This window comes from Bacteroides sp. 41_26, from assembly GCF_949740115.1.
Taxonomy (GTDB): Bacteria; Bacteroidota; Bacteroidia; order Bacteroidales; family Bacteroidaceae; genus Bacteroides; species Bacteroides nordii.
Map to the genome: position 1 here is coordinate 79,042 of NZ_CATJGZ010000124.1, position 23,953 is coordinate 102,994.

Genomic DNA, 23,953 nt, shown 5'->3' on the forward strand with positions numbered 1-23,953 from the left:
TGTTTAAGGAGCTACAAGTTCAAATATTTCAGAGTAGTTATATCGTTTCAGAGTAGAGTTATAACTGCAACTGGAAAGAGCCGCCAAGCGCAGGTAATATTTTACCCCACTCTCCAATTTATCGAGTGTAATTTCCTGATCTTTACTTTCGATCGTTTCGTCACTGGTCCGGCTTAAAGTCTTCTTCACACTCAACCCATCGTTGTATCCTCCATTGTAATAAGACACAACAGGCATCGTATTGCATAAAAGCCACACTTCGGAAATTGTTTTCTTACCAATCTCCATTCCTTCGGGAACTGCAGAACGTTTCAACGAAAATTTCACAGTCACTTTTCCAGCCTCTCCGGGTATCACTTCTACTAATTTTACTTTCAGATAAGGAGTTACTTTAAAATTATGATCAGTTACTCCTTTTAAAGTCAGTTCTTCTTCTGCCACCGGAAAGAAAGGACCTTCGATCGGTGATACCTTATAGTCACCCCCAAATAAGGCAACATTACGAAATGTACCATTCGCTTTCGCCCAGAAATAGAGAGGGGTCGGATCTTTATATCCCAGGTCGAGTAGTTTGATACGGCAACCATCGGGCTGTTCTGTATATACAACTTCGCCAGTTTCACTATCTATCAAACTACCGTTAATTCCGGCATTAGGAGCATCATAGTTATCTAATTCAAAACAAGAAGATAACAATACGGTAAGTAATACAAACAATATATTCTTTTTCATATCTTTCTTTTTTATTAATCGATTAATATCCGGGATTCTGAACAAGATTCGGGTTCAGATTAATCTGTTCATCATTGATTCGGATGTAATACATATAAGGTTTAAAGTCATGTGCATTACCTATTTCTGTTTTCTTGAATATCCACTTTTTCGTATTAGCTACATAGTATGGATACAGACCTTTCATCTTTACATTATTCATCACCTTGTCGGCTTCTCTCCATCTCTTCAAATCCCAGAAACGATGATTTTCATACATAAATTCCACCTGCATCTCTTCACGAACCACTTTAACGGTCAAAGCCGGTGCGTCTTCCACTCCTGCACGGTCACGAACATCATTCAGATAGGCAAGACCATTAGAAACATATTTTGTTTCACCTAATGAAGCAAGTTCGGCAGCCGCTTCTGCATAGTTCAACAAGATTTCTGCATAACGGAATTCCAACCAATCCTGATCCTGACTGCTATGTTTCGGATCATTCGGAGCATTTCCTTCAAAAAGAAACTTCTTAATGTATAATCCTGTAATAGTAGATTCGGAACTTCCGCCTACTCCCTGTTTACCAATCACACTCAAAACCGTATCACCGTACTGAATCTCATCGGTAAAAGCTCCACCTTCTTTTAGGACTTTTACACTTTGACCACTAAGTTCAACTACTCCTTTCTGAACATCAATGATTCCACTCACATCACCTTTCGCATTGGTCCATTCGGAACCGGGAATCATAACAGTAGCATATAAACGGGAATCACGGCCTTTGAACAAATCTGTCCGTTTATCAAATTCCTGAATCTTACCCGATGTATCCACTACCCATCCGGATGAATTCGTCTTCAATGCTCCCGATGTTCCATCAGCCATTTTAAAAGCTTCTGCAAGATTTAATGTAGGGCTTAAACGTGACCCATATCCTTCGGGCAGACGATATCCCCAAGGAGAATTCCATAAATCCCAATTATGGGTTTTACCCGGATACTGATACTTCTTCACAAAAATAACTTCCGGACAATCGTCTTTTACCCAAAACAATTGTTGATAATTCTTCGCTTTATCAGCATTAGCTCTGTACAGACTATAATTGCCTTCTCCAATAATTATTTCTGCGGCAGCAATCACTTCTTCATAATACTTTTTAGCTTTAGCAGGATTATCAAAACCTACCACCCCATTTTTATCATACGTACCATACTTAGCAATAGAGGCGGCAAAAAGCATAGCCCGTGTTTTAAGTGCTGCTGCCGAAAAGCGATTCATTCTATATTTTTCACTTGCAACCCTCTCTTTCGGTAAATTTTCGATGGCATAATTCAAATCTTTCAAGATAAAGTTGTAAGTTTCTTCTTCCGTATTCCGGGATACCAGCAAAGCCTCCAGATTATCGGGATCATAAACCTGAGGAGTCTCTATAATAGGTACTCCACCATATCGCTTTACCATACCAAAATAATACCAGGCACGGATAGCACGTGCTTCCGCCAAAAGTTCAGTTTTTCTTGTTTCAGTAAATAGTACCGATGTACCGAGCTTCTCAATCAACTCGTTTACATTACGAACATTATCATATGCCCACCACTGATTCCACATTCCATTACCTGTAGGCCCCATTATCTCATGCGGCCACTCACAATGTATAGCCTCGTCACAGCTAAGCGCCGGAACGAAACAACCGGAAACCCAATTGTTAAACCCAGATTCCGAACCATAATTAAAATCTTCGATAGGCAACCGATTATACAGAGTCGACATATAAGCTTCAATGCCTGCTTCCGTTCCAAAAATCGGATCTTCCGTTATTTTATTTAAGGGAGGTAAGTTCAAAAAATCGTTGCATGACGAAAACAAGCCCATCATCAATGCAAGTATCAAATATATTTTTCTTTTCATGGCGACAAATTTTAAAAGTTCACATTAATCCCAAAATTAAAATTCCTCATAATAGGGTATCTGTCAATACCTCCACCTGGATTCTCTGGATCGATATAGTCAGAGTCAGAAGACTGGATAGTAAACAGATTATATCCATTAGCATATAATCTCAGCGAGTTCACACCGACGAATTTGGTCCATTTTTTTGGGAATGTATAACCAATTTCAAGGTTCTTTAGTCTAAGATAAGTACAGTTGTTATACCAGAAGCTCGATTCAATTCCATAATTCTGCGGATCCTGAATACGTGTACTCGGATACTTTCCGGGCACCCATTCTCCGTTAGGATCGAAAGAGTTTACATTACCCGAGGCATCTATCTTATGCCAACGATCCATAAAAATGTCCCATGCACTTCCTCCCCACTGTAACGGACTTGCATTCATTCTTGCATTAAACATGGAAGCTCCCTGGAATGACATACTCAAATCCAGTCCTTTCCACTGGCCGCTAAGTGTCAGGCCGAAGTTCATAATAGGAGTATTATTACGCATCAAGGGTTGCATATCCCATTCGTCAATCATACCGTCTTCATTGTAATCCACATATTTTATATCACCCGGCAGATAAGAATATTTGTTATATACTCCACCCAAAACTGGATTATTATAGATCTCATCCATACTTACAAACTGTCCGTTTGCCTGATACATCCACAGAATATTGCTATTCCGGTTATTCTTATTATTGCGCCAGTTATCATACGAGTTTCCGGACGGTGCACTCTCTACATACTTATTTCTATTTAAAGTATAAGTGAAGTTTCCACGAATCTGATAAGAAAGGTCTCTCACCTTACCACTATGTCCCAAGACAAGTTCAAATCCTTCCTGCATATCCGAATTTATATTTTCTTTCGCAAAAGTTGCACCGAATGTTCCGGGCACTGAAACGATACGATTTGCCAGCAATCCATCACGGTCACGGCGGAAAAGATCGAATTCAACCGTCAAAGCAGCATTCCACAAACTTAAATCTATACCCAAGTTCTTAGTCGTCGAAGTATACCAGGTTGCATTTGCATTAGGTATTTGCGGAACGCCCACTCCCGGTATTAAAGAACCGTCACCCAACATATAACTATCACTTCCCGGATAATTAAAAGCCATCATCCATAAATAAGGTTCCACATTATCATCTCCCATACGGCCAATGGAAGCTCTCAACTTCAAATTATCAATAAAAGAGAAATTGTCTCTGATAAAACTCTCTTCGGATATTCTCCAGCCTACAGACAAAGACGGGAAGAAACCCCATTTTTTATTATAAAATTTGGAAGAACCATCATATCTGAAACTGGCTTGTACCAAATATTTAGATAAATAATCATAATCAAAACGGCCCACCAATCCCACATTTGCATTTCTATCGGCACTCCCGTTTATTTCACGGGCATCATCGATCAATCCGGCATAAATCTGATCGACAGCATCCATCAAAGTATTCCGCTTTCCACTCAACTCAGAAGTCTGCCATTTACGGGTTTCAAACAAAAGTAAAGCTTTCACATTGTGTTTATTCTGAAACTTATTTTCATAATTTAAAGAAAGCTGCGTAGTGGGAGTAGCCGTATCACTTCTCCATTCCGTTACACTCGACATGGCTGACGTATTTGCAACCGAATAAGTATCGGTAGCTTTGTCATACTGATAAGTGCGATACTGCTTACTAAAAAGTTTAGACTTGTAAAATTTCGGATCATAAGCAACAAGAGCTTTGGCCCATAAACCTTTCACAAAAGGGATATCCCAACGAAGCGAAGCGGTAACTTGTATCTGTGTATTGCTCGTTTTACGGTATCCGGCATATTCATTTGAACTTTTTATCAATGCATTATTATCATCGTTATATTGTTTTCCCAGATAATCAGGATTACCGTTCGCATAGATTTCATAAATAGGAACCTGGGCACCAATCGATTTGAGAATATCTCCCGGATCATAAGGAGGTGCATTCTTTGTATCGATAAAACCTCCTATCTGAAACTCAGCTGTAAGCTGATCGGTAATCTGAGCCGTAATATTTGATCTTAGGTTAAAACGTTCGTAATCAAGAGATTTCGATTTCCATAATCCTTCTTCCGAATAATAACCGATACTATTAAAGAACTGAATCCTATCCGTACCTCCGGAAGCGGTAAGATTAACTTGATATTGAGGAACATTCTTTCTTATAATTTCATCATACCAATTGACATTAGCATAAGGACTACCCGAAGTTATCAAGTCCGGAGAATAAGTCGGAGTCGTTTCACCTCTATTAGCCATTGCTTCATTGTATAATTCCATATATCCATAAGCATCTACAGATTTAGGATACTTTGTGATACCCTGTATACCGTATGAAGCATTTAAATTTATTTCTGTCCGTCCCTTTGTTCCTTTACGGGTAGTTACCAAAATTACACCATTGGCAGCACGAACACCATATACAGCTGCCGTAGCATCTTTAAGTACCGAAACCGATTCTATTTCATTGGGATCGATACGGTCGAAATTATCCCGGGGAATTCCATCGACAATAACCATCGGAGCGCCCAAACCACGAATATTAAAACTATTGTCATAAGTACCGGGTTCCCCCGTATTCTGCTTAATATTCAATCCCGGAATTTTACCTTGAAGTGCACTGGTTATATTCGCAGTACTGACAGTCATTATCTCTTTTCTATTGACAGAGGCTACAGAACCGGTTATCTCTTGTCGTTTTTGAGTTCCATATCCCACGACAACAACTTCTTCTAATTGCGTATTATCTTCTGTAAGAATAACAGTCAGGAAATTGCGTCCTTTAACCGGTACTTCCTTTGTTTCAAAACCTACAAAAGAAAAAACCAAGACACCTTTATCGCCATTCACATTCAAATCAAAAGCACCGTCCAAATCCGTAATTGCCCCAACAGTACTGCCCTTCAATAAGACATTCACTCCTATCAACGGCTCTCCGGATGTGTCCTTCACAATACCCTTCACCTTTTGGTTCTGAGCATTCACTATGCCAAACTGCAATAAAAGCAGAAGCATCAGTTTTAAATTAAGATGTTTCATAATTATAATAGATTTAATTCATCATTTGATTTTTATTTTCGATATAAACCTGTAAAAAGTAGTATCAGATTATTAAATACCTACTTTCCAAGCTGTTTATTCGGCCGATTTCCCATTGTAAAAACTAATGTACCACCAGCCATGATATCCGCATGAGAGATATAAAGTTTATTATAAGATTGTCCGTTCAGTTCTATAGACTGTATATACTTATTCTTCGCGGAATTATTGTTTGTACGTATCTCAAAAACCTTATCTCCTGGCAGTTTTAACACAGCCTTATCAAATATCGGCCTACCGAAAACATACAGACCGTCAGACGGATTAACCGGGTAGAAACCTAATGCAGAAAATATATACCAGGAAGACATCTGTCCGCAGTCTTCATTGCCCTGCAATCCATCCGGTAAATCACTGTACATGTGCGATAGGATATAATCTACCTTTTCCGCCGTCTTCCATTGTTGGCCAACAAAGGAATAAAGATATACTGTGTGATGCCCCGGTTCATTACCGTGCGCATACTGCCCGATCAAACCGGAAATATCCGGAGAAGCCTCATCGCCTAAATCCTCATTTACCAGAAACAGACTGTCTAACTTTGAAACAAATGCTTCTTTACTTCCAAACAAGGATATCAGTCCTTCGATGTCATGAGGTACCAGCCAAGTATATTGCCAGCCATTTCCTTCACAATAAGCATCATTTCGATGAGTAGAATGTACAGGGTTAAACGGAGTTAGCCATGAACCGTCCTGATTCTTTCCTCTGAAGAAATGCGTATCTTTATCCCAATAATTCCGATAAGCTAAAGCACGTTTAGAGAAATACTCATAATCTTCCGCTTTACCCAACTTTCGGGCTACCTGTGCCACTCCCCAATCGGCAATAGCATATTCCAGACCTTTAGCAACCGACTCATTCTCTTTGTCTGCCGGAATATATTCGAGGTTCGTGACATACGATAACCCTTTATAATCGGACATCATGGATGCTTTCATTGCCTGATAAGCACGCTCATAATTAAACCCTTTGACATTTTTCAATATAGCATCTGCGATCACCGGAACGGACTGAATACCAATCATCTCATTCGTATCCGAGCCATACAAATGCCATACCGGCAAACGTCCCTGTTGCTCATAAATAGCAAGCATCGAATTAATAAAGTCAGGAACACGTTCCGGTTGTACCAATGTATACAAAGGATGGGCGGCACGATAAGTGTCCCATAAAGAGAATACAGTATAATTGGTAAAACCCGGATCGCCATATATGTTCTTATCAGTTCCACGGTACTCCCCATTACAATCATTAAATATGATCGGTTGCATAAATGCGTGGTACAAGGCCGTATAGAAGATACGCTTTGCCACCGTATCGGTAGTTTCTACCTGTAACTTCGATAATTCCGCATTCCATTTACCGGTTATTTCATCAACGACATTCTCAAAATTCCAGTCTTTTATTTCCTGCCCGATATTATCCATTGCATTTTCCATGCTCACGGGAGAAATACCGACTTTCACACTTAATTCCTCTACCACAGGTGCGACAGCAACATTTCCTTTTACATCCAGTCCCTGAAGGTGATTTCCCGATACTTGCACCGAATCATGATACAAAGTCAGATGTACAGGTTGGGAGAAAACTGCGGAAAAATAAATCTGCTGTTTCTTCGACCAGCCTGTGGAATGCCGGTATCCTCTGATGACCGTATCATTGATTTGCTCCAGATATGTATCAGTCGGACGATCGTCTCCATTTGCATCTTTCAAGTTAATCATTACATATTTTTCCACATCTTTTGGAAAAGTATAACGATGGAAAGCCACCCGGTCCGAAGCGGTAAGCTCCACCTTTGTACGATGAGTCTTCAAAAAAACTTCGTAATAAGCGGGTAGCGCCCGCTCGTTGTCTTTCGAATAATAGGAAGCGTAACCGGACAAAGGATTTTGCTGTGTTCCCGGTTGTGTACGTACTTTACCGGTGTATGGCATGAACAGAATATCCCCGGTGTCACTACAACCTGTCCCATTGAGATGAAGATGTGAAAAACCTATTACGATGGAATCGGAATAATGGTATCCCGAACACCAGTCCCATCCTTTATTGATATTATTAGGACCGACCTGTACTGCTCCGAAAGGGGCGGTAACTCCCAGGAACGTATGCCCATGTCCTCCGGTTCCGATATAAGGGTCTACATAAGCCACCGGATTTATAAATTCCAGCTTGTCTGCACCAGTACACCCGAAAGCGCACATGAGAGAGCTTAACAATAAAAATTTCTGTAAATTCATTTATGCTCTTATTTATTTTCGTTAGTTAAAGAATAAGGGAAATCTTCATCATTCACTCCCCGTTGCGTATTTGGTGTATGACTCATATCGAAATCAAAAACAGCACCATTCATTAATTCCTCATGTTTCAACCAATTATGGTTGTATTCCTTGCCATTTATTTTTAAGGAATGTATATATCTATTTCCATTTGTGTTGTCGGGAGCATTCAAAATAACCTGTTTTCCATTTTCCAACGTAAGAATCGCTTTTTTAAAGAGAGGGGCTCCCATTACATACTCTCCAGAGCCCGGGCATACCGGATAAAAACCTAAAGCAGAAAATATATACCAGGCAGAAGTCTGGCCGTTGTCTTCATCTCCACAATATCCGTCCGGATAAGGGGTATACAGTTTATCCATTACTTCCCTTAACCAATATTGTGCTTTCCAGGGTTGTCCGGCGTAATTATAGAGATAAATCATATGCTGAATCGGTTGGTTGCCATGTGCATAATTGCCCATATTCATAATCTGCATTTCCTTTATTTCATGGATACACTGTCCATAGTAGCTGTCGTCATAGACAGGAGGGACCACAAAAACTGAATCCAACATAGATACAAAACCCTCTTTTCCTCCCATCAGATCGATAAGTCCCTGTACATCATGGAATACACTCCAGGTATAATGCCAACTGTTGCCTTCGGTAAAAGCGTCTCCCCATTTATACGGACTGAAAGGAGACTGGAACGTGCCGTCTTCATTCTTTCCACGCATCAGTTTGCTATCTTTATCAAAAACGAACCGGTAGTTTTTACTTCTTTCCCGATAAAGGTCTATTTCTTCCTGTGGACGATTTAGTTTCTGCGCCAGTTTCATGATACACCAGTCATCATAAGCATATTCCAAAGTACGGGCAACATTTTCATTAATACCTACATTATAAGGCACATAACCCAATCGGTTATAATATTCATATCCTAATCTTCCAGTTGAGGGAACCTGGGGATGTACATTATTCGCTCCATGCAGAACGGCTTCGTACAACAGGCTGATCTCTTCTGCCTGACATCCTTTCAAATAAGCATCTGCCACAACAGAAGCTGAATTATTACCCACCATACAGTGACGGTGTCCCGGGCTGGCCCATTCGGGTAAAAATCCACTTTCTTTATAAGTATTCGCCAACCCTTCCTGAATTTCTTTGTTGACGGAAGGATACATCAGGTTCAAGAATGGAAACAAAGCACGGAACGTATCCCAAAAGCCGGTATCAGTATACATATATCCACGTTTCACTTCACCGTTGTAAGGACTGTAATGGACAATATTTCCGGATTTATCTATTTCATAAAACTTACGTGGAAACAACAAGGAACGATATAAGCAAGAGTAGAAAGTACGAAGTTGTTCATCCGTACCACCTTCCACTCTCACTTTGTTCATTACATCATTCCAAGCATCCCGGGCTGCACCTTTTACCTCATTAAAATCTTTATTACCTATTTCTTCTAAATTCAACCAGGCCTGCTCTTCATTAATAAAAGAAGAACTCACCTTCACACCAATCTTTTCACCTTTGCTTGTCTTGAATCCTAATACAGCTCCGACATGGTTATCCTTTACCTCTTTTTTACCTTCTATAATTTTATCTCCACTCCACACTTCTGCCGTGACGAAAGGTTTATCAAATTTCATCACGAAATAATTTCTGAAATTATCCGGCACTCCTCCGCTATTTTTCGTTGTATAGCCGGTTATCGTATTGTGTTCTTCATCTATCTGAATGAAAGAGCCGTTATCAAATGCATCTACTACAATATATGAACCTTCGCTTTCCGGAAAAGTGAACATAAAGTAAGCCGAACGTTCTGTCGGGGTTATCTCTGTTTTCACATCGTGATCGGCCAGATAGACACTATAATAATAAGGTCTTGCCGTTTCAGCCTTATGAGAGAACCAACTTCCCCGCTCGTTTTGAAGAAACTTTTTAGCCCCGGTCACCGGCATCAAAGAAAACTGACCGTAATCATTAATCCACGGACTGGGCTGATGCGTTTGCTTAAATCCTTTTATCTTATCATCAGTATAGCAATAGGTCCATCCGTATCCCATATCTCCCGTTTGTGGTGTCCAGAAGTTCATTCCCCAAGGCAGTGCAATGGCCGGGTAGGTATTACCTGTAGATAATGTAAATTTGGATAATGTGCCAACCAACGGATTCACATAATCAACCGGAGAAAAAGAAGCAGAATCGGTAACCACCTCTTTACTTCTACATGATATAAGTAAAACAGATAAGAACACAATTAAAGGAACTTTTTTCATGGTATCGTTTTTATTTTTTGTTTGATGCAAAAATAGGTTGATGCAATTAACGAAACCATTAACAGAACATTAATAATCGGGGCTACAAATGCTTTCAGAGTACATTTCCGAATTGAAAACATTAACAAGACATTAACCGCTTTCCATAAGGAGGGATACAGCGAGAGATAGGGATATAAGTTCAAGTATGAACGGTTTCACCACAGAGTAACACAGAGTTCCACAGAGTTTTAAAGCTTTATTGAAATGCAGATAAATAGTGCTCCGTGAGACTCTGTGAAACTCTGTGGTGAGTTCAGCTCTTTTCGGATCAGGTTTGAACTAAATATCCAACCACCGATTCACATTATTATTTGAAAAAGCCTGTTATTGATATAGACTCTATCAATAACGGTTCTCTGTATATTTTTTCTTCAACGATTTAGTAATGAAGAATCAAAGTCATCCTCAGCTCAGACATATATGTAAGTAATTCAGCAATAAAAATCCCCAAAAAGAAACAGAATCGCAGGTTTAAGCAATTGAAAATTAAGGACAAACAATAACTTACATAAAGATCTGATTAACAAACAATTAAAAACCGCATATTTTCCTCTACGAGGAATGGATCGTTTCTCTACGACAAACGCCCCGATCTCCGTAGAGAAACGAGGCGTTCATCGTAGAGTAACCAATCAAAGAGTCATAAGATATGACAGCAGGTATAAATACCCCAAATAGAGAGTGTTTATTTTGTAAGGAAAATACACTCCTATCAAAATAAACACTCCCTAATAACAATGATATTCTATCGCTTCGCGCTTAATCCGGCAATCTATTCACACCAACACCTTTAAAAGTCATTTCCACCGGTTTTATAAACCCATTCTCATCAAAATACATACGGTCTATACAAACCTCTCTATGATTCGGAGCTGTATCCCCCAACGGATGGCGATGATAAACAATACACCATTCATCTTTTCCGGGAATTTGAATTACCGAATGATGCCCCGCTCCTGTACCCACTTTTTCATCTTGCTGCAATATTTTTCCGATACGCTTAAAAGGACCAAATGGAGAATCTGCAATGGCATAGGCTACACTGTAATCTGAGCCACCCCAACTGCCCTCCGACCACATAAAATAATATTTATTATTCCGTTTCAGCATAAAGGGTCCTTCCACATAATTCTCAGGAGTGACAGATTTATAATACGAACCATCATCAAAAGGAACAAGACTCAATAAATCCGGACTCAACTTTACCATATTGCAATGGTGCCAACCACCATAATACATATAATAACTACCATCATCATCTTTAAAAACAAACTGATCGATAGGCTGGGCACCATTCACAATTTTATCAATCAAAGGTTTACCTAAAGCATCTTTAAAAGGACCGGCCGGATGATCGGCTATGGCTACACCAATCCCCCCATACTGTTCGTCATTCTGTATATCATTACCTCCGAAAAACAGATAATATTTACCATTCGCCTGAACAACAGAAGGTGCCCATAAAGCAAATTCCAACCATTTTATATTTTCAATAGACAATACTTTGGGATGTTTAGTCCAATGTACCATATCTTTGGATGAAAAAGCATCCATATAGGTCTGGACATTATAAACCTGATGGATGGCCCGCGTTTCCTTTTGCAAGCCGACAAAATCTACACTATCGGCTCCGGGAGGAAGATCGGACAAAGTAGGATATATCCAATACTCATTATCAAACACGACTCCTTCCGGATCAGCATACCATCCCTCAACAATAGGATTGCCGCTAAACTCTTCTTTATTACTACATGCCACTAATAATAGCATCAACCCCAATACTGTAACAACATTTTTCATATTTCCTTTTTTAATTAACAAGTAGCAAAAATAGCCCCTGACCGTTAACAATAGTATTAATAATTCATTAACAAATCCCTCCCAGACCCCAATAAGGAGAACCTGAGCATTAACATTTTATTAATTTTTATAATCCCGTGAAAGGTCATACAAAAATATAAATCTTTTTTTTGCAAATCTCATAAACCATATTACCTTTGCATAGAAACAACCGTGAGTATTATGCAAAAAACGATCCTTTTTCTGCTCTTAATATTAAACCCGATACTATTTAAATCACAAAATATTTCATCCGGATTATATTTTGCTGCCCATAGTGCCATTAAAGAAGAGAGAACATCACTTATCCTGTCTCCTGAGTTTGATGCATCAAAAGGCTTCACATTAGACTTCGACATTAAGTTCAGATCAGAAGAACATAATTACGGGTACGTCTTCAGAATCATAGTCGATAATGAAAAAAGTTTTGACTTAATAGCTAATATCACACCAGGGAAAAAAACACTGAATCTAATAGAAGGTGACAACATCTATCTGGCTTTCGATGAAGAACTACTTAAGCAATACACATGGAATAAATGGGTGCATATCCGGTGTTCAATCTATCCGGACAGTCTACGGCTTGTTTTCGATAATCAAACGTTGCAAGACCGGTATAAACCTATAAATATCCAAAATGTGAAATTCTATTTCGGGTATTCCGACCATGATAAATTTCACTCTTCGGATGTCCCTCCGATGTCTATACGTAATATAAAAATTACAGACGGTAAAAATAAAACAATTGCATACTGGCCGTTGAAAGAACATCAGCCATATTCCTGTTCAGACAGTCTGCATCATATTCCGGCAACAGTAACCAACCCCACATGGGAAATAAACAAACATACCAAATGGGTAAAAGAAAAGACGTTGGAATTACCGATATATACACAAATCTGTCATGCTCCTTCAAAAAGCAATATCTATTTTGCCAATAGTTCATCTGTTCTCGTTTATTCGACCATTGATAATACATTAGATACGATTTATTCTGCCCACGGAGCTCCATATACGGAAATAAACAACCAACTCATTTATCATCCATATTATAATGAGTTATGGTCATATGATTTTGACACCCTAAAATGGATTTCTATTTTCAATTTCAAGGACAACACATGGACGAGGGATGACCGTGAAATAAAAAATCCGGAATATTCTCAACACAATACTTTTGTATCTCCCAATGACTCGTGCTTGTATATTTTTGGCGGATACGGTAATTATCAATATAAGAACCAGATACTTAAAAAGAGCCGGACGCAGGATAATTGGAAATCGGTATCGTACAGTGAAGAAATACCTCCACGTTATCTGAGTGGATCAGGTTACAAAAACAGAGACACGATACTGGTGTTCGGAGGATGTGGTAACCCACAAGGAAAACAAGAGTTAGGAATCATCAATTATTACGATCTTTATGCGATAGACATCAACACATTCAAAACAAAGAAATTGTGGACTATCCCCAACGATACAAAGAATTTCGTTATCGGTAATAATATCGTTGCAGATGAAAAAAATAATAGACTGTACGCTTTATGTTTTCCGAATGACTGCTCAAACAGTTATATCCTGCTAAAGTCTTTCGACCTGGATAGTGGAAACAACTGTACGAACTATGCAGATACTATCCCTTTCACCTTTAACGATGTAAATTCATTCTGTACACTCTACTACGACTCTTTGCAGTCACAACTTTATGCGGTAACCAATTATAACCACAACAATAAATCAAATATTAACGTATACTCGTTGGCTTACCCGCCTTTAAAAATAGAAGATACATTGCAAACGGCTACGGGACGTAAAGCACATTCTGCAACGATAGGATTCTTCATAAGTGTAGGAATCTGCATTATTGCAGGTATGGGCTGTATATACTTCTGTTATCGAAAAAGAAGAAGAAAAAGAAACTTTAATCCCAACTCTCCGGTCACTACAAATACGGACCGTCTCCACGAAACAACTTCGGAAGAAGAGAATTATAAACCTAAACCAACTGTCCACAGAAAGTCATCCATTCTTTTTCTGGATGGATTCCAGGTATGGGATAAGAATGGAATAGATATTACCAAATCATTCACTCCCATTTTGAAACAACTGCTGATTCTTATCATATTATACAGCGTAAATAACAAAAAAGGAATTTCGAACGTCACTCTGCGAGAACTGCTTTGGTTTGACAAAATGGATGAAAGCGCCCAAAATAACCGACGGGTGAATATTCGGAAATTGAAACTCTTACTGGAAAAGCTGGATGGTGCCGAACTTGTGAAAGAAAGTACCTATTGGTCTGTTAAGTTTACCCAAACTTATTGCGACTATATAGAAGTATGCAATTGTATAGACAAAGTAAAAAACAACGAACCTATCACAGCAACAAATATCAATGATTTGCCTTTAAACCTACTATCGGGACAATTATTGCCATATGTTCAAACAGACTGGTTGGATTCTTTCAAGTCCAATTATGCCAATTCCGTACTGGATACAGCAATAAGCCTATCCAAACAGGAATATATAAAAGGAAACAACGAATTATTAATTCAGATAGCCAACAGCATGTTTGCACACGACAAAACAGATGAGTATGCATTAATTCTCAAATGCCAGGCACTGTATAAAAATGGCAGAACCAGCTTGGCTAAAACAACATTCGACACATTCTGCAATGAATATAAAGCAATGTTGAATACGGATTATACGAAGACATTCAATGAAGTAATCAATTGTCAATTGTAACCTCTCAACAAGATAAAAGTAAAAAAAATGTATGCTCCTGTTTCACGAAACAAAAGCATACATTCTACTAATAGGATATTCAGATACTTAGATAAAATTTCTGTTCCTTTAAAACAAGATTCTATCTTTAAAGATTCTTTTTTATGGCAAATGTTTCTGTAATGCCTCTACCATCAATGTAATATTGCTCATAAACAATTTCACAGAAATAGCCAGCAGAATAATTCCAAAGAATTTGCGGATGATATAGATACCACCTTTACCCAAAAAACGTTCTACACGTCCCGTCATACTCACCACAAAATAAACCCAAATCATATTCAGTACCAACGCAATGATTATATTGATACTGGCATATTCGGCACGCAACGACAACAGGGTAGTGAAAGCTCCGGCACCTGCTAAAAGAGGAAAGACAAGCGGAACAAGAGTAGCCTCCTTAATAGGGCCCTGATTCTTGAAAATTTCTACATCGAGAATCATCTCGAGAGACATCAGAAAAATAACAAAAGCACCGGCTACGGCAAACGACTCAATATCTACATGAAAGAGCTTTAACATCATATCACCGGCATAGAAAAAACCTATCAACAAAACAAAAGAGATGACAGTAGCTTTCATCGCATTTACATCTTTTCCTTTTTCTTTCAGATTGATAATGATAGGAATAGAACCAATAATATCAATTACAGCAAACAGTACGATAAACGCACTTATCATCTGTTGAAAATTAAATTCTACAAACATCGCTCCTCCTTTTTTTCTGCAAAGATAATCTATTTTTATGCATTTTACAATATTTTTTTTCTTCAATCAGTACGTTCAATTAAGAAATAATAAAAAAAACAAAAAGAGAAGCGAAATGATCACAGCAAGCTCTGATTATAACTACATTTGTTTCAAATTAGAAGATTATACTTGTATGGAAACGATGTTTAACACTTTGTTGCAATTGCCTTTATTTCAAGGACTTTGCCACGAGGATTTCACAAATATACTGGAGAAGGTAAAATTGCATTTCACCAGGCATAAAGCCGGAGAAGTGATTGTAAGAAGTGGAACTCCCTGCAATCAGTTGGTTTTCCTACTGAAAGGAGAACTCTCTTTGCAAACTACCTCAAAGGATGATTTATTCACTTTTATAGAGCACATGGAAGCACCTTATGTGATTGAACCTTATGCCCTGTTTGGTATGAACGTAAACTACGCTTCATCTTACATAGCTCATACGGAGTCACACACCATAAGCATCAGCAAAGCATTTGTTCTTTCCGGTCTGCTCAAATATGAAATATTCCGTCTCAACTACATGAATTTCATCAGCAACCGGGCTCAAAATCTCTATGGCCGTTTGTGGGATGAAGCATATACGGATATAGAAGATAAAATTATTCATTTCATACTGATTCATGCGGAAAGGATGCAGGGAGAGAAAATCATGAAGATTAAAATGGATGATTTTGCCCGCTGTGTAGATGATACACGATTAAATGTATCCAAAGTTCTGAATTCCTTGCAGGAACAGAAGCTATTGGAACTGCACAGAAAAGAAATAATCATTCCGGATGCTGCATTATTGGCGGAATGGAATGAAAAAAGAAAATAACGGCTAAAAAAATAGCCTCAACTTTTAAAGGTTGAGGCTATTAAAGATTTAACTAACTTCTCCAATTTTAAATAGGGACATTCGGGAAATACATAAAATCAGGGATATTATTAAAATCCTAAAGTTAAATCCAACTAATTCATAGCGTGTTAGTTGGATTTTTCTTATCTTTAGATATTTCCCCGAAAACCCAGTTTGACGACTAAATCGGTGGCAATCAATAAAAATCGTCAATGCTATCCGTCAGGAACTGGCTTCAAGACTGGAGCTTGAATCTTTACAGGAAATTTTAGCTGAATATTGGAAACCCTACCTGGAAATACATACGGCCAATACTGTTTGTATAAATCTATCCGGTCCAATGGAATATCAGAAAACAAGAAGAAGATAGTTAAATAATTATCTTTTTTTGAGTTTTGCATTTTATTATATGTTCCACAATTTTTGTTTTTTCTGAATAAAACGGTAATATTGTAGTATTATTCATTTTATGATGATTTTAGCTATGTATAATACACTCTTTTTGTCAATGATTTATACAGGATTCAAACGTGTCGGGACCTGGTGGAATTATAAAAATGTAATTAGTCCTTTTTATCGATTGTATTATGTAGAAAAAGGAAAAGGGAAAGTATATATCAACAATCTTTTGTATGAATTGACTCCTGGTACTCTTTTCTTAATCCCTAAATTTACATTTCATAGTTATGAGTGCGACGATTTTATGGATCATTATTATATCTGTTTTTTTGATGATATGGCAGGAAGTGTCGGGATACCGAGCCCTATGCAGATGAACTTTAAAATAGTAGCTCATACGACGGATATTAATTTAATTAAACGTTATTTGAATATAAATCCATCAAAGTCGCTTGTTGTTTCAGATCCCCAGTATTATGATAATGATAAGACAATATATGAGTTTCATGAAAAAGATTCTTCTTATATGGCTCAATCAATAGAAAGTAACGGCATTCTATTGCAATTGTTCTCCCGCTTTGTAACAGTAAATAGTGTAAAGCAACCCACAACCAATAATTCATATGAAAAACTTGATGTAGTGGTTCAATATATAAACAAGCATTTAACCAAACGCATTGCTGTAACTGAGTTAGCCCAATTAGTATATCTCACCCCTAATCATTTTTCTAAGATTTTTAAGAAAGTGATGGGTATGTCTCCCTGTGAATTTATTCAAATGAAACGCATAGAGCGAGCACAAGCATTATTGTTGACATCTCGTATGAGCATTATGCAGATAGCAGAGAGTGTAGGTATTTATAATCCTGCTCAATTTACCCGTCTGTTTACCAAAATATCTCAATGCCCTCCTAAAGAGTATCGGGCAAAGCAATTAAATATATAAAGACATTACTGTCCACTAAAAATGTGTACGTTAGATAGTAAGTTCGCCAATTACCTCAAAGTATATATTCTATTTATACAATCTTTAGACAATCAAATAGTTGAAACTATATATTTATTTTTCTTCTTCAAAAACAGGAAAAAATGAATTGCAGATATATGACAAATTAATTCATTTGCTTATTTCTTAAGGATCATTATAGGCTATATCGACAGGAATCTGGGTAATATTCGGTCAGTATCTTTAAAATAGTCAAAAAAAACTCGATTTATGACATTTTTTTTATCTCCTTCATTTCTACCTTTGCATCATCTTAAACAAATAAATATCCTAAAAAACATGAAAAGACTATTTTTTACTTACATTTTTTTAATTACATTAGTATTGCAAAGCGTCTATGGGCAAAGGCTTATTCTTCCTGTTCCTTCTAACACTCCCAATAAGGCACAGCAAAAACAAATAGCACGTAAATATGGTATGTTTATTCATTTTGGCATCAACACTTTTCATGATGAAGAATGGACGGATGGCTCCAAACCGGTTTCCAGTTATTGCCCTACTAATGTTGATGCAGATCAATGGATAAAAACTGCCAAAGAAAGTGGTATGAAGTATGTTATTTTAGTAACTAAGCACCATGACGGATTCTGTCTTTGGGATAGTAAATATACGGAATATGATGTTGCAAATTCAGGTAATATTACCAACGTCGTGGAAGCCGTTGCTAAAGCTTGTAAAAAATATGATATAGGTCTTGGGCTATATTATTCATTATGGGATCGCAAAGTAAATGGTAATGTGAAAGATCAAAGTCAAGATATGGCTTACAATGAATATATGATTAAACAACTGAAAGAACTAATCAAGATTGTGAAGAAATACACACATATTGTGGAATTCTGGTTTGATGGTAGTTGGGTGAAGCAAAGTTATCGTTGGCCAATAACAGATATTTACCAAACTATTAAATCGAAAGAACCGGAATGTCAAATCGGTATTAATAATACCATTGGCCTGCCGGAAGATATAAGTAAAGCTGTACTTCCAAAAGATCAAAAAGCAGGTTATCCCATTCGTTATTTCCCAAGTGACTTTAGATTGTTCGATCCTCATTTACCCATTGATGATGATCCTAAGATATTTACTCACGATGGTAAAAACTACTATATGCCGTGGGAATCGACAGTGTGCATCAGCGAACGTTGGTTTTATCATACTAAAGACACAAAGTTTAAATCAATAGATGAATTAGAAAAAATATATAAACAATGTACAAAAAATAACAATATCTTAATACTAAACTGCCCTCCTAACAGAAAGGGAGAAATAAGGACAGAAGATATTGCCATACTAAAAGAATTACGTAAACGGTTGAATTTATAAGATAATACGGAAGATACTATGCTAAGAACTCAGTCGTGTATGTTGCTGTTAAGATGTTCTACCAGTAGCCTGCCAGAGAATCCGGTGTAAGCCTTCAATACCATAAGGGCGATCTTTACTGGAGGACTGAAACTGTTCCCAGCCAGTGCTGTAACAGACCGACCTCTTTGGCTATACTGTCGAATGGAAACACGGAATGAAGATTTCCAAGTTCACTCTCACCAAAACTCTTACGATATTTTTCCAGAATATCGAATTCTGTAAAGCCCAAAGTAGGGTGGATTTCTGAAATATTTTGTATCTTAGCCATATCTTAATTTGGATATTTCCCCCGTTTTGCCCGTCAAACCTTATTTGCGGGGGAATATCTAAAGATACAAAAAAGCCAACTAATTCGCAACACTTTGAATATGAATCAGTTGGCCAATTTTATATTATTTACTAAATGTCCCTAAATATATTGAATCCGTATCAAACGAAACAATCTATCATTCTTTTCCATAGTGTAACAAATAATAAATAGAATACTACCAATCATTATTTTCATTCCCTACCAGACCATTCTTTGCTGCTTCTTCTATTTTATCCATGATGACATTTGAATAAGCATGTGTCATAACAAGTGCCTTAGAAGAACTCTTTTTAGCCTTATATCCATCTTTCATTTGAAATGGAAAACATTTTTCAATAGCCCACTTTTCTACAGATTTTGTAGCCTGGGTACCCCCAATTGCTCCCATTATACCGCCACCTACATATTTATTAACATCGTAGTTTTGAACAGTATAAGTAACACGAATTTTACCCTCTTTAATATCTACTCTGATAATAGGATATATGCTGATAACATAAGAATTCATACCTCCTGCATGAGACGCAATTCCTCCTATAAACCCTTTGGCAATTATCACACCAGCCTCTTTATCATTAAGTTGAATAACAGCATCAGCATCGTTGAATGTAGCAGTGAACCAATAATTAAGGGCAACATAAAGTTGTTCTTTTGTTTGTTCTCCACAATCTATAACTTGAACATAAGTCAATGAATTGTTTTTGTCTAATGAAACTTTTGTTCCTAAGTTTTCAGCGGCTTCAGTCCATTTATCTCCAAAATTCTCAACCGCATACTTCTCAAGTTCTTCAGCACGCATAATTTGAGCACTTATACATACTGTCATAACGCATGCCAGTGCACTAATAAAAAATCTTTTCATAATTGTTAAACATGCATCGCTGGCTCGTCAATGCTCTTAATTAATAAAGGAATATTATTAACACATAAAGAAAGCGTGAACCAATAGTTCAATATTCCAATAATAAAAGTTCTCAACTACCTTAAAACGGAAAAATAGAAAAAGTCAACTCACACTTATTATCGTATATGCTACAAATCATTATAACGCTAATAACGAGTTTTTTTCATCTCTACCACCTTAGATAATATATTAAGTTTATCATTTTAAAAAGAACTAAACGCATCCTATATATGTTCGTTGTTTTATACAACAATGCAAATATAAACATTTTTTAATAAAGACTCAAAATTTACAAATTATTTGTTTAAAAAGATGTATCCAACCACTACCAACTTTCCCTATTTAGAAACACATTTCCCATTCTATAACATTGATAATCAGAAAACAAGAAAGTACATACTTTCTTATAAAAAAATACGTATTTGACACACTGTTAATTAGAATTTTAAGTGTGTGTTAAAATACTAATCTTATAATCATAAAAACACATAAGGAACTTTCATTAAATTAAGTATATTCTTTTCTTATACAATAATGAGGGGGTCCGAAAAAGGGTACCCTCCTGTTTTTTTTTGTAAAAGTCCGAACTTTCTCAAGCTCGGACTTTTGCACAATAAAAAAGAGGGGATCCTTTCGGACACCCTCATTTGAATAAACTCTAAAAGGAACTACTAATCACTCCCACTCTATAGTTGCCGGTGGCTTGGAACTGATATCATAAGTTACGCGATTCACACCCTTCACCTTATTAATTATATCATTAGAAACTTTTCCTAAGAACTCATAAGGCAAATGTGCCCAATCAGCTGTCATTGCATCGGTAGATGTCACAGCACGCAGTGCAACAGCTCTTTCATAAGTACGTTCATCTCCCATTACACCTACAGACTGAACCGGAAGCAAGATAACACCTGCCTGCCATACCTGGTCATACAATCCCCAATCTCTCAATCCTTGAATAAAGATATCATCGGCATCCTGCAAAATAGATACTTTTTCCGGAGTTATATCACCTAAAATACGCACAGCTAATCCAGGTCCGGGAAATGGATGACGCGTAATCAAATGTTCAGGCATACCCAATTCGCGACCTACACGGCGAACTTCATCCTTAAACAAAAGACGAAGCGGTTCACAGAGTTTCAAGTGCATTTTTTCAGGCAATCCACCTACATTGTGATGACTCTTGATGACTGTGCCCGTGATAGACAATGATTCGATGCAGTCCGGATAGATTGTACCCTGTGCCAGCCATTTCACATCTTTAATCTTATGTGCTTCTTCATCAAATACATCGATAAAGCCTTTACCTATGATCTTCCGTTTACGCTCTGGTTCAGTTACGCCCTCCAGCTCTGCAAAGAACTTAGCACTGGCGTCCACACCAATCACATTGAGACCAAGGCATTCATAATCATGCATTACGTTTTTAAATTCATTCTTACGAAGCATACCGTGATCAACAAAGATACAAGTAAGATTCTTACCAATAGCTCTATTCAATAATACGGCAGCCACTGATGAATCAACGCCGCCACTTAAACCAAGCACTACCTTATCATCACCCAACTGAGCTTTCAGTTCGGCTACTGTACTTTCAATAAACGAAGCCGGAGACCAATCTTGCTTACAACCACAAACATCTACCACAAAGTTCTTCAACATCTGTGTTCCGTCTTCACTATGAAACACTTCCGGATGAAATTGTACACCCCATACCTGTTCTCCCTCAATCTGATAAGCAGCTATTTCTACTTTATCAGTAGAAGCTATTTTCCTGAAGTTGGAAGGAATAGCTGTAATGGTATCTCCGTGGCTCATCCACACCTGGGTACCTTCTTTCACCCCTTTGAACAACACGTTGTCCTTACAGAAAGAAGCTAAGTGGGCACGACCGTACTCACGCGTACCTGCCGGTTCCACTTTTCCGCCATTCGTATAAGCCATGAACTGTGCACCATAGCAAATGCCCAAAATAGGATATTTACCCCGTATCTCGCTCAAGTCTACCTTGAATGCGCTTTCATCATATACTGAGAAAGGGCTTCCGGAAAGGATAACACCTTTTACACTTTCATCTCCTTTGGGGAACTTGTTATAAGGAACAATTTCACAATACGTATCCAGCTCGCGTACACGACGTCCAATAAGCTGCGTAGTCTGCGATCCGAAATCAAGGATTATTATTTTTTCCTGCATATAAATGGTTGGATTTTGAATAAATGATCTGCAAAAGTATAAAAAACTATGCAATCTACTTGAACAATAGTCTATTTATTTTCCTTTTTGCTCCTTTAGCAAGTCACGTATTTCAGTCAGTAACACCTCTTCTTTAGTAGGAGCCGGTGGTGCGGGGGGCGTTGCAGGAGCAGCAGCTTCTTTCTTTGTGGTCAGTTTGGTCAACAATCGTATAAATAAGAATATAGAAAGGGCAATTATCAGAAAATCAAAAGTAGCCTGCAAGAAGTTTCCATAATTCAACGTCACAGCAGCAATTTCTTTTCCATCTATCACCTCAGCAGGCTTCATCACCCACTTCAAATCCGTAAAGTTCACTCCACCTACCAGCAATCCGAGAGGAGGCATTATGACATCAGCCACCACTGATGACACTATTTTACCAAACGCTCCACCGATGATAACACCGACGGCCATATCAATCACATTTCCCTTCATGGCGAAAGCCTTAAAGTCCTGTAAAAAAGTACTCTTTCCCATCTTTTTTTATATTTAATATTAATTTCATGTGCGAATATAAAAACATTTTCTTACTTTTGCACCGCATTTAGAAAAGAAATGCAAGTTCAGAAATATATTTGAACAAATATTATAAAACCCTTAAAAGTTTAAACAAAATGATTAAAGTAGGTATTAACGGTTTCGGCCGTATCGGACGTATGGTGTTCCGTGCTGCAGTTAAGAACTTTGGTAACGATATTCAAATCGTAGGTATCAATGACTTGTTGGATGCTGATTATTTGGCATACATGTTGAAGTATGACTCAGTACACGGTCGTTTTGATGGTACTGTAGCTGTAGAAAACGGTGCTTTGATTGTAAACGGTAACAAAATCCGTTTGACTGCAGAGATGGATCCTGCTAACTTGAAATGGAACGAAGTTGACGCTGACGTTGTTGTTGAATCAACAGGTTTCTTCCTGACTGACGAAACAGCTCGCAAACATATCCAGGCTGGTGCTAAGAAAGTAATCATGTCTGCTCCTTCTAAGGATGCTACTCCTATGTTCGTATATGGTGTTAACCACGATACTTACGCAGGTCAGGACATTATCTCTAACGCTTCTTGTACTACTAACTGCTTGGCTCCTATCGCTAAAGTATTGAACGACAAGTTCGGTATCGTTAAAGGTTTGATGACTACAGTTCAC

15 protein-coding genes and 2 pseudogenes are annotated in these 23,953 nt (G+C 37.7%); 6 read left to right on the top strand and 11 right to left on the bottom strand.

Translation table 11 applies throughout. The features are described 5' to 3' along the window. Positions 1-3: 3 nt before the first annotated feature. From QX565_RS18730 to QX565_RS18755, 6 genes are all read right to left on the bottom strand, one after another. Positions 4-732, bottom strand: a complete 729-nt coding sequence (locus QX565_RS18730; protein WP_289293923.1) for a DUF3823 domain-containing protein — start codon at positions 730-732, stop codon at positions 4-6. 22 nt (positions 733-754) lie between these two features. Beyond that, entirely contained in the window at positions 755-2,623 is a 1,869-nt protein-coding gene (locus QX565_RS18735) for a RagB/SusD family nutrient uptake outer membrane protein (protein ID WP_289293925.1), read from the bottom strand. 11 nt (positions 2,624-2,634) lie between these two features. Continuing rightward, complete coding sequence (locus tag QX565_RS18740; protein ID WP_289293927.1) at positions 2,635-5,712, bottom strand: SusC/RagA family TonB-linked outer membrane protein; 3,078 nt, start codon at positions 5,710-5,712, stop codon at positions 2,635-2,637. 80 nt (positions 5,713-5,792) lie between these two features. Then, positions 5,793-8,015, bottom strand: a complete 2,223-nt coding sequence (locus tag QX565_RS18745) for a GH92 family glycosyl hydrolase (RefSeq protein WP_289293928.1) — start codon at positions 8,013-8,015, stop codon at positions 5,793-5,795. A gap of 8 nt (positions 8,016-8,023) precedes the next feature. After that, positions 8,024-10,324, bottom strand: a complete 2,301-nt coding sequence (locus QX565_RS18750; protein WP_289293930.1) for a GH92 family glycosyl hydrolase — start codon at positions 10,322-10,324, stop codon at positions 8,024-8,026. A gap of 801 nt (positions 10,325-11,125) precedes the next feature. Next, entirely contained in the window at positions 11,126-12,136 is a 1,011-nt protein-coding gene (locus QX565_RS18755; RefSeq protein ID WP_289293940.1) for a glycoside hydrolase family 43 protein, read from the bottom strand. A 252-nt stretch (positions 12,137-12,388) separates the two neighbouring features. Here QX565_RS18755 and QX565_RS18760 point away from each other — a divergent pair, with 252 nt between their 5' ends. Next, a complete protein-coding gene (locus QX565_RS18760; RefSeq protein ID WP_289293931.1) occupies positions 12,389-14,953 on the top strand; it encodes a hypothetical protein in 2,565 nt (854 codons plus the stop codon). Between the two features lie 141 nt (positions 14,954-15,094). Here QX565_RS18760 and QX565_RS18765 read toward each other — a convergent pair whose 3' ends face one another. Continuing rightward, a complete protein-coding gene (locus QX565_RS18765) occupies positions 15,095-15,700 on the bottom strand; it encodes a MarC family protein (protein WP_289293933.1) in 606 nt (201 codons plus the stop codon). 175 nt (positions 15,701-15,875) lie between these two features. Here QX565_RS18765 and QX565_RS18770 point away from each other — a divergent pair, with 175 nt between their 5' ends. The 4 genes and pseudogenes from QX565_RS18770 (at position 15,876) to QX565_RS18780 (ending at position 19,308) form a co-directional block, all read left to right on the top strand. After that, the gene (locus QX565_RS18770) at positions 15,876-16,559 is read left to right on the top strand and encodes a Crp/Fnr family transcriptional regulator (protein WP_221650617.1); all 684 of its coding nucleotides are present in this window, start codon (positions 15,876-15,878) and stop codon (positions 16,557-16,559) included. A gap of 223 nt (positions 16,560-16,782) precedes the next feature. Further along, positions 16,783-16,896, top strand: a pseudogene (locus QX565_RS20610) (transposase); the annotation flags it as partial. 153 nt (positions 16,897-17,049) lie between these two features. Further along, complete coding sequence (locus QX565_RS18775) at positions 17,050-17,925, top strand: AraC family transcriptional regulator (protein ID WP_255586027.1); 876 nt, start codon at positions 17,050-17,052, stop codon at positions 17,923-17,925. Between the two features lie 339 nt (positions 17,926-18,264). After that, on the top strand, positions 18,265-19,308 hold the full coding sequence (locus QX565_RS18780; protein WP_221650582.1) for an alpha-L-fucosidase: 1,044 nt from the start codon (positions 18,265-18,267) through the stop codon (positions 19,306-19,308). A gap of 35 nt (positions 19,309-19,343) precedes the next feature. On the opposite strand, the pseudogene QX565_RS18785 reads toward QX565_RS18780, so the two are convergent. The 4 genes and pseudogenes from QX565_RS18785 to mscL all read right to left on the bottom strand — a co-directional run. Further along, positions 19,344-19,618, bottom strand: a pseudogene (locus QX565_RS18785) (DDE transposase); the annotation flags it as partial. A gap of 217 nt (positions 19,619-19,835) precedes the next feature. After that, positions 19,836-20,522: a DUF4468 domain-containing protein gene (locus QX565_RS18790; protein ID WP_221650581.1), complete on the bottom strand. Its 687-nt coding sequence runs from the start codon at positions 20,520-20,522 to the stop codon at positions 19,836-19,838. Positions 20,523-21,239: 717 nt separating this feature from the next. Then, positions 21,240-22,763, bottom strand: a complete 1,524-nt coding sequence (guaA, locus tag QX565_RS18795) for a glutamine-hydrolyzing GMP synthase (RefSeq protein WP_221650580.1) — start codon at positions 22,761-22,763, stop codon at positions 21,240-21,242. Between the two features lie 75 nt (positions 22,764-22,838). Continuing rightward, positions 22,839-23,282, bottom strand: a complete 444-nt coding sequence (gene mscL, locus QX565_RS18800; RefSeq protein ID WP_221650579.1) for a large-conductance mechanosensitive channel protein MscL — start codon at positions 23,280-23,282, stop codon at positions 22,839-22,841. A gap of 137 nt (positions 23,283-23,419) precedes the next feature. On the opposite strand from mscL, the gene QX565_RS18805 reads away from it, so the two are divergent. Beyond that, positions 23,420-23,953: type I glyceraldehyde-3-phosphate dehydrogenase (locus QX565_RS18805; protein WP_289293937.1), on the top strand; the 534-nt coding region annotated here is incomplete at its 3' end.

Coding starts and splice junctions, on each gene's coding strand:
- QX565_RS18730 (WP_289293923.1), bottom strand. CDS start 732: ATGAAAAAGAATATATTGTTTGTATTACTTACCGTATTGTTATCTTCT.
- QX565_RS18735 (WP_289293925.1), bottom strand. CDS start 2,623: ATGAAAAGAAAAATATATTTGATACTTGCATTGATGATGGGCTTGTTT.
- QX565_RS18740 (WP_289293927.1), bottom strand. CDS start 5,712: ATGAAACATCTTAATTTAAAACTGATGCTTCTGCTTTTATTGCAGTTT.
- QX565_RS18745 (WP_289293928.1), bottom strand. CDS start 8,015: ATGAATTTACAGAAATTTTTATTGTTAAGCTCTCTCATGTGCGCTTTC.
- QX565_RS18750 (WP_289293930.1), bottom strand. CDS start 10,324: ATGAAAAAAGTTCCTTTAATTGTGTTCTTATCTGTTTTACTTATATCA.
- QX565_RS18755 (WP_289293940.1), bottom strand. CDS start 12,136: ATGCTATTATTAGTGGCATGTAGTAATAAAGAAGAGTTTAGCGGCAAT.
- QX565_RS18760 (WP_289293931.1), top strand. CDS start 12,389: ATGCAAAAAACGATCCTTTTTCTGCTCTTAATATTAAACCCGATACTA.
- QX565_RS18765 (WP_289293933.1), bottom strand. CDS start 15,700: ATGTTTGTAGAATTTAATTTTCAACAGATGATAAGTGCGTTTATCGTA.
- QX565_RS18770 (WP_221650617.1), top strand. CDS start 15,876: ATGGAAACGATGTTTAACACTTTGTTGCAATTGCCTTTATTTCAAGGA.
- QX565_RS18775 (WP_255586027.1), top strand. CDS start 17,050: ATGATGATTTTAGCTATGTATAATACACTCTTTTTGTCAATGATTTAT.
- QX565_RS18780 (WP_221650582.1), top strand. CDS start 18,265: ATGAAAAGACTATTTTTTACTTACATTTTTTTAATTACATTAGTATTG.
- QX565_RS18790 (WP_221650581.1), bottom strand. CDS start 20,522: ATGAAAAGATTTTTTATTAGTGCACTGGCATGCGTTATGACAGTATGT.
- guaA (WP_221650580.1), bottom strand. CDS start 22,763: ATGCAGGAAAAAATAATAATCCTTGATTTCGGATCGCAGACTACGCAG.
- mscL (WP_221650579.1), bottom strand. CDS start 23,282: ATGGGAAAGAGTACTTTTTTACAGGACTTTAAGGCTTTCGCCATGAAG.